The sequence below is a fragment of the Flavobacterium polysaccharolyticum genome (assembly GCF_038739875.1).
Classification (GTDB): Bacteria; Bacteroidota; Bacteroidia; order Flavobacteriales; family Flavobacteriaceae; genus Flavobacterium; species Flavobacterium polysaccharolyticum.
In genome coordinates this window covers 1-9,036 of record NZ_JBCGDP010000040.1, presented here as the reverse complement: position 1 = coordinate 9,036, position 9,036 = coordinate 1, and the positions used below count along the sequence as shown (strand labels likewise).

Here is a 9,036-nt window from a genome sequence, read left to right as displayed (position 1 = left end):
TCGCTAATTACTTTAACGGTTCTGGAATTGCAATAAGAAATTTATACGGTCCATCGGAAGATACGACTTATAGCAGTTATTATAGAGTAGAAGGATTTTATGAAAGTTCAGTACCAGTTGGTAAAGCGATTGATAACACCCAGTTTTATATCCTCTCTGATGCATTGGCTTTACAACCAATAGGTGTAATTGGTGAGATTTGTATTTCTGGAGATGGCTTATCTCGAGGTTATTTGTACCAGCCGGAATTAACAGCAGAAAAGTTTGTTACCAATCCTTTTTGTGAAATAGGAAAACTTTATAAAACGGGAGATTTAGGCAAATGGTTACCTGATGGTACCATAGTTTGTATAGGAAGAAAAGATAGCCAGGTTAAAATAAGAGGGCATCGGGTAGAGCTTGGAGAGATCGAACATGTTTTAGAAGCCCAGCAGGACATCGATCAATGTGTTGTTATCGCAGCGATGGTTCAAGGAGAGCAGGTTCTTGTAAGTTATCTTGTTAGTACAGCTGTTATTGATAAACAACAGCTTCGATTATTATTAGCACGAGAATTACCTGATTACATGTTACCAAGTTATTATGTTTTTATGGATGAGTTTCCTCTTACTCCTAATGGTAAAATCGATAAGAATGCATTACCCTCCGTAAGCACAGATGATATTATTCAGGCTGAGTATGTAGCTCCAAGAAATGAGATTGAAAACCAATTGGTTGTGATCTGGCAGGAGATATTAGGATTGGAAAAAATAGGTATTACCGACAATTTCTTTGAATTAGGAGGAAATAGCTTAAAAGCAAATCAGGTGATTTATGAAATTCAAAAAGAGTTTAACATAAAAATTGAACTTAAAGAATTATATAATGACCCAACGATTATTAATCTTGCTTGCTATTTAGAATCGATAAAGCTATTAAATAAGCAGCAAAATATATGTAGTGTTATTGGTGAAGAATTATTTTTTTAAATTACAATTCAGGCTAGCTCAATAGGCTTTTTGTAAAAAAAATATTTACAGAATTATACTAAAGTGTTCTTGGAACTGTTTTTAGTTTTATATGCTCTTTATAATTAACTCGTTATATGAAATAGTTGGAGTCGCTATAGAATTATAGTAGTTTGTCAAGTAGATTATTAGTTTTTTGTTTAAAACTAACTGTTTTCAAAGGTCATTTTTTTTTTTTCATCAGTTTGATTGTTAGCTAAAGGCTATAATTTTTCTAAGTGTTGTTAAAGTAGTTATTCTGCTGATGATCCAGTGAAAAAACTACCCTTTTGATTAAAGAAATACCAGTTGTTTATGCTTAATTTTGACTTAAAAAGGAACTTATGGAAGATCGGTATTCAAGAAATAGGCTTTATCTTACTGAAGAAGAGCAAGAGATTATAAAAAACTTTCCAATTTTGTTAGCGGGAAGCGGTATCGGTAGCGTGATTGCTGAATGCGCGCTGCGGTTTGGTTTTGAAAAAATCACGATTGTTGATGGTGATCAGGTAGAGCGGTCTAATTTGAACAGACAGAATTATACAGAAGATGATGTCGATACAAACAAAGTCGATGCTTTGGCCAGGCGATTGAAATCGATTAATAAAAATGCGCAAATTAATTGCCTCGATTTTTTCTTAACCGTTGAAAATGTAGGGGATCATATTAAAGGACATAAGGCAGCAATCAATGCGCTTGATTTTTCATCTCCAGTACCATTGATTTTCGATACAGCATGTCAAAAACTAGATATTCCGATTCTGCATCCATACAATATAGGTTGGGGAAGTCTGGTTACTGTAATTGCAAAGGACGGACTTCTACTAAACGCAATAGCAAATGATGATGAACAGTTCAATGAAGTTACCATGGTGGAGTATGCCTCAAGTTATATGAGATTTTGGGGAAATCCACAAAGTTGGATCGACGGTATTATCGAAAAATATAAAAATGAGAAAGAATCTTTGCCACCGCCACAATTGTCTATTGCATCATGGTCAGTAGCTGCTGTATGTACCCATTTATTATATAATATTGCCACAGGAAAAAAGTTTAAAAAATTCCCTGAGTTTTATCTGTCAACTATTATCGATGAGGAACTATAGTTTTTAAATCAATTTATTACTGGTTGCGTAGGCTATTGCTTCAGCAATGTTTCCTACGCCCAGTTTTGTGAATAGTTTTCGTTTGTGAAATTTTATGGTATCTACAGAAACAAACATGCTTTCAGCCATATTGGCGATTGTAAATCCCCTTATGGAGTATTGTAATACTTCTTTTTCGCGGCTTGTAAGTGTAATCTTCTCTTCAGTTTTCCAGAAATTTCCTTCCAAGTCATAGCTGAAGATTTTATTTTCTCCTTTTTTATAAATTTTTATGTTCCCTGATTGTAGTTCTGAGGAAAGTGAAATAATACAGATTGATTTCCAGATTTTACCATCGTTGGTTAAAAAAATGGGAGTTAGTTTTTGATTCACTAGAAAAGTCTTCCCACTGGGATTTCTTAAGCGAAAATCATATGAAATAGTATGATGTATGCGCTCTTCCAAAGGGATGTTTTGATAAAAATCAAATCCTATAGTGTTAATCTTTAATAACAAATCAAGATCTTCCTTGACTACATATTTGAAGTAAAAGGCATACCCTAGTTCCTGCACTTCTTCAGGTGTATGATCGCACAAAAACAAAGGGTTTTCTGATACATATTCAAACCCTTTTTTTTCATAATCTATAATGTAGATACTGCTGTAAGTCGTTCTAGCAAAAGCTTTTACGAGTTCGAGATAATTTGCAAGTTTAAGAGTTTCATCTTCAGAAATTTTATTAACTGTATTGTTAGATGAAAAAAAATCGTTTTCAATTACCATATCACTTTATTTTTTATGTTGTGAATATAGGGAAAATTGGAGATATGATGTTAAATATTTTTTATTTCTACACGAATTTAACGTCAATTCAGAAATAACTATAAGGATATCATATTGCTTTATTGTTAATTAAGTCTTTTTCTTACTTTTTTTGACAAAACCAGGTATGGGCTTTTTTTCTAATTATTGTTTTATAACATGTATAAGGAAATTGTGGAGATAGTTTTAGTAAAATGAAAGACTATGATATCCAAAAGCAACTACAAATTTGCAATAAGTCGAAATGAGATTTTTAGTACAATAGGATTTGTAATCACAAAAAACATCAATAAATATTCAATTCTATTTTTTTGTAGATGCTCATAATGAAAAATATCGATTCGATTTACCATTATCAAATTAGATTTTTTTGGGATTTTAATTTTTTTCAAAGTGATCTTGGTAAACTAATAGTCATAATGAGTGATTGAAAAAGAATTTTATCAATCTGTTGTCAAAGCTCGTTACTTTCTTGAAATCTGGATTTAAAAAATGTATTGCATAAATCCGTTTGTTTATGCAGTACAAGATATAGTAATTAAATCTAGCATATTGGCCATTTTGTGATTAAAAGAGGAATACATAAACATCTATAAAAAAGCTTCTAGTTTGAGCTATTGGACCAGTACGTGCCCTTAAAAACATTCGTTTTACTGAGAATAATGTCATATTATTTCGTGATGTAAGACTTAACGGTAATTCTAACTTAGGCTATTAAGAAATCTATTCAGCATTTGGGTTCTGAAACCTTACTAGTAAGTGCTTCATACAGATTATTTATAGTTTCTATAATTAGAGCAAGAATTTGGTTTTGTTTGAGGATGTCTAAGGGTGGAGGCTAAAGTCTTAAACTACCCAATAAGGTAGTTTATTATATGGTTGCCTTGAACTACACTTTGGTGTAGCAAGAAGTGAAATTTTGTATTGTAAGTTTACTTCAGTAAAAAAGAGAAAAAAATCAGTTTATATTTTCTTAGTTTTTACTAGATGCTCAAAATGTAGGATGATTTATCAGGGAACTTCTAAAATTACCTAAGCCTGTTTTTTGAGAATTTTAAAAAAAAACATTATCAAATATTTCTAAACAAATAGCCATGTGATTGGTTGTAGCGAAGCTATACCTAGTATTGAAAAATTTAAGGGTTAATCTAATCTATATTATTATACAACTATAAAATCAAATTTCTAGCATTTAAGAAAACATATTAAGATGAAAGATATCAAATCAATAATTAGCAGTTTATTCAATAAAGAAGTACAAATTTTCCTAGATGATTCAGAAGAGAATTTAAGAGTAACAGGGAACACAGCTGCTCTGACAGCAGAAGATAAAATCGATATTTCAACCAACAAAGATCGTCTTATTGCCTTACTAAAAAGCAGTAAAAACAGTTCGAAGTTTAATTTTGAAATGATTTCGCCTGTTGCTGTATCAGAAAGTTATGAGGTATCGGCTGGACAGCGCCGTCTTTGGACCTTAAGTCAGTTTGAAGGAGGGTCTGCCGTGTACAACATGCCTATGCATACTACTCTGAAAGGGAGCTATGATATTGAATGTCTTCAAAAAGCCATTATAGCGACTATAGAGCGTCACGAGATCTTACGTACTATTTTCAAAATGAAGGAGAACGGAGACGTTAGACAATACGTGCAGCCAGCTGCAGCGGTAAATTTTAAACTATCTTATGTAGATTTTAGAAATGCTGTTGATAAACAAGCAAGCGTAGCCCATTATATTAATACAGATTCATATGTACCCTTTGATTTAGAAAAAGGACCTTTATTTCGTGTAAGTTTATTACAGACAGAAGAGGAAACTTATGTTTTCTATTATAATATGCATCATATTATTAGCGATGGCTGGTCTATGAATGTATTAGCAAAAGATGTATTTGCATTTTATGAGGCCTTTGTGAAAGGCAATGTTCCTGACCTTGAATTTCTTAAGATTCAATATAAAGATTATGCAAATTGGCAAGCTGTACAATTAGAGACAGCAAAAGCAGATACGGATAAAGAATATTGGTTAGAGCGTCTTTCCGGAGATTGTCCAGTTTTAGATCTCCCTTCAGAAGCATTGAGACCTGCAGTGAAAACACATAACGGACAACATCTGAGATCTTATATTTCTAAAAAGAGTACTGAAGAAATCAAACGTTTTACAGAAGAAAAAAGAGGAAGTATTTTTATTAGCCTTTTGACAACTTTGAATGTTCTTTTACACAAATATACATCTAATACAAATATTATTATTGGCAGCCCGGTTGCAGGACGTGATCATGCTGATTTAACAGATCAGATAGGGTTTTATGTCAATACTTTAGCATTGCTGAATACTGTGAATCCACAAGAGAGTTTTGCAGCGTTTTATGATCAGGTAAAAGAAGATACCTTAACGTCATTTGAACATCAGATGTATCCGTTTGATCGTTTGATAGATGATTTGAATATCAAACGGGATATCAGCCGAAATGCTATTTTTGATGTAATACTTACAGTTCAAAATTCAGAAGCATCAATAACGGATGCTACGATTTCAGTTGAAGATTTTGACAAAATAACAGACATCGGGACTACGATGGCTAAGTTTGATCTGCAATTTACTTTTACCGAAGTAGCGGATTATATTTCTTTTGACGTCATCTATAATTGTGATGTATATGAAATAGAGATGATCAAAAGATTGATGAGGCACTATAAGCAATTATTAGATGTGCTCTTTGCGAGTCCTAATGAAGAGATAAAGGCGATACAATATTTAACAAAGGAAGAGCAGCATCAGTTGCTGTATGATTTTAATACAACCAACGTTTTGTATCCAAATGATAAAACTGTTGTGCAGCTGTTCCAAGAGCAAGTAGCACAAAGAGCGAATGAAACGGCAGTAGTATTCGAAGATAAAAAGCTTACTTACCAAGAATTAGATGAGTTGTCCAACCAATTTGTACATTTTTTACAATCAGAACACAATATTCAAGCTGCCGATATGGTAGGTTTAGAATTGGATCGCAATGAGTGGTTTTTGGTGGCTATGTTTGGAATTCTTAAACTAGGAGCTGTATATGTTCCTATAAATCCGGAATTTGCTCCAGAAAAAATTTCGTTTATTAAAGAGGATACAAATTGTAAAGTTAGCATAAATGACAGCATTTTGCAGGCTTTCAAACAAACAGCAGATCAGTACGAAACAAGATATGAAGTAGAGATTGTAAAGTCGGATTCGGCTGCCTATGTGATGTATACTTCTGGTTCTACTGGAGTGCCTAAAGGAGTCGTGATCGAACAAAAATCTATCGTCAGATTAGTAAAAAATACAAATTATATTAAAATTAATGCAGCTGATAGTATCCTAGGGCTATCAAACTTTGCATTCGATGGAGCTACTTTTGATATCTATATGCCTCTTTTGAACGGAGGAACCCTTGTGATAGCTGCTAAGGACATCTTTTTAGATCTCGACCAGTTTGATGCTCTGATAGCAGCAGAAAAAATTGATAGTTTCTTTTTAACAACAGCATTTTTCAATACTATAGTCGAAGCTAAACTAAGTTCATTAAAAAATCTAAAACACCTATTATTTGGTGGTGAGCAGGTTTCTGTAAAACATGTAATGAAGTTTAAAGAGTTGTATCCTGATGTAAATCTTCATCACGTATATGGACCTACAGAAAACACTACATTTTCTACTTATTACGAAATTAAAGAAGTTAGAAAAAATCAGAGAACGATTCCTATAGGATCCCCTATAACAAATAGTACGTCATATATATTAGACAGCAATAATGAGTTAGTACCCATTGGTGTTTCCGGAGAGATTTGTGTGGGAGGAGATGGATTAGCCCAAGGGTATCTAAATCAGGGAGCATTAACAGAAGAAAAGTTTGTCGCACATCCTTTTATTCCCGGAGAACTGATATACAAAACAGGAGATATTGGTAAATGGTTACCAAGTGGGGATATTGAATTTATTGGACGAAAAGACAATCAGGTAAAAATACGAGGTCATAGAATCGAATTGGGTGAGGTAGAAAATGCCTTATTAAAACAATCAGAAATAGAGGATGCAGTAGTTGTAGCATTTGAGAATAAAAATGGAGAGAAAGAATTAGTAGCCTATATTACGACTTCAGAAACCTATAATATTTCGGATCTAAGGACTTCATTAAGAGAAATTATATCTGATTATATGATTCCGTCTTACTTTATTCCATTAGAAAAACTTCCTTTAACTTCAAATGGTAAAGTCGATAAAAAAGCATTACCCACAGTAAGCAGTAGTGATTTTGTTCAGCAGGAATATGTAGCTCCTATTACCGAAACAGAAGAGCTTTTGGCTGGTATCTGGCAGGATTTATTAAAAATAGAGCGAGTAGGAGTGACAGATGTTTTCTTTGAATTAGGTGGGCATTCTTTATTGGCTGTTCGTCTGCTATCGGCTATTAAAAATACGTTGAATGTTTCGGTGACCATAACAGATATCTTCAATAATTCAACAATCTCAGCTTTAGCCGCTTTTATAGAAGGTAAGGACAATACTGCCGTACTTCCGTTGGTAACCAAACAAGAGTTACCTGCCAATATTCCGTTGTCGTATGCTCAGGAGCGTTTATGGTTTATCGACAAGTTAAAAGGAAGCGAGCATTATCACATGCCGGTTTTGTTAAACTTAAAAGGTCCGCTAAACACCACTTATCTCTCTCAGGCTTTAAAAACTATTGTAGAGCGTCATGAAACGTTACGCACCGTGTTTGTAGAAAAAGAAGGTATTGCTTACCAAAGAGTGCAATCCACTAATCGTTGGGAATTGAATATTATATCAGGGACTAATGATTATCAGGGTCTTATTGCCAAAGAGGTGAACAAACCATTTGATTTATCAAAAGATTACATGCTTCGTGCTACAATTATAAAGATATCAGATGAAGAACATATTTTAGTATTGGTACGTCATCATATTGCGACTGACGGATGGTCTGAATCCCTTATTGTTAATGAGTTTAAAGAGCTTTATGCTTCGTATGCGTCAGGAAGAGAAGCCGATTTACCGGCGCTTAGTTTTCAATATACAGATTATTCGGTTTGGCAGCGTTCTGAGTTGTCTGGCGATGTTTTAGCAAAGAAATTAGATTATTGGGAGTCAAAATTAGGAGACGTAGCTCCTTCAGCACTGCCTACTGATTATCTTAGACCTGCTGTTCAAAGCAACCGTGGAGATTTCATCGGTTTAAAATTAGACAGCGACCGCAGCGAGGCACTACGCACTTATGCAAAAGAACAGGGAGTAACTTTATTCATGTTGCTATCGAGTATTTACAAAGTGTTGTTATATCGTTACAGCGGACAGTCAGATATCTGTATCGGAACTACCGTTGCCAATCGTCCGCAGCAGGAATTAGAATCTATGATCGGATTCTTTGTGAATACTTTGGCTCTTCGAAGCGATTTATCTGGTAACCCATCGTTTAATGAGTTGCTGAAATCGGTAAAACAAACCACTTTAGAAGCTTATGATCATATCGCTGTTCCGTTTGAAAAAGTAGTAGATCGTGTAGAAAAAACAAGAGATAAAAGCAGAAGTTCTTTATTCCAGGTATTGTTCGTTTTAAACAACAATCCGGGAGCAAAAGTAGCAGAATTCAGTGATATTACCATTGAACCGATGGCAATGAACTATGATATAGCGAAGTATGATCTAACGATTTTTGCTGAAGACGGACCTGAAGGAATCTCTTTTTCATTCAACTATTGCACTGATCTTTTTAGTGCTGCTACCGCATCAGGATTAAGATCACATTACGAGAACTTATTAACAGCTGTCTTAGAAAACGGAACCTCATCAATAGGTGATTTGACGATGTTAAGCACAGAAGAAGAGCAGGCATTGGTAGTAGACTGTAATACCCCTGATTATTTATTTTCAGGAGAAGGAACTGTATTGTCTCTTTTTGAGGCACAGGCAGCTAAAACTCCGGATGCTATTGCATTTGTTTATAATGATAGCCGTATGACGTATAAAGAGCTGGATGAAGCCGCTACGAAATTAGCGTATTACTATCAACAAACTTACGACCTGAAAGAAAATGATTTGATGGGGATCATGATGGATACTTCGAACTGGTCTTTATTGGGGATCTTATCCATTT

The 9,036-nt window shown here is 34.1% G+C and carries 4 protein-coding genes; 3 read left to right on the top strand and 1 reads right to left on the bottom strand.

The window, feature by feature from the left end:
- Both WFZ86_RS19855 and WFZ86_RS19850 read left to right on the top strand, forming a co-directional pair.
- Positions 1–968 (top strand): non-ribosomal peptide synthetase (locus WFZ86_RS19855; RefSeq protein ID WP_342693570.1); only part of this gene is annotated, 968 nt, incomplete at its 5' end.
- Between the two features lie 362 nt (positions 969–1,330).
- A complete protein-coding gene (locus WFZ86_RS19850; RefSeq protein WP_342693569.1) occupies positions 1,331–2,092 on the top strand; it encodes a ThiF family adenylyltransferase in 762 nt (253 codons plus the stop codon).
- Between the two features lie 3 nt (positions 2,093–2,095).
- Here the strand turns inward: WFZ86_RS19850 and WFZ86_RS19845 are convergent, their stop codons facing one another.
- Positions 2,096–2,854, bottom strand: coding sequence for a response regulator transcription factor (locus WFZ86_RS19845; RefSeq protein WP_342693568.1), 759 nt, complete (start codon positions 2,852–2,854; stop codon positions 2,096–2,098).
- 1,249 nt (positions 2,855–4,103) lie between these two features.
- On the opposite strand from WFZ86_RS19845, the gene WFZ86_RS19840 reads away from it, so the two are divergent.
- Positions 4,104–9,036, top strand: a 4,933-nt coding sequence (locus WFZ86_RS19840; RefSeq protein ID WP_342693567.1) for an amino acid adenylation domain-containing protein, incomplete at its 3' end; no start/stop codon positions are given.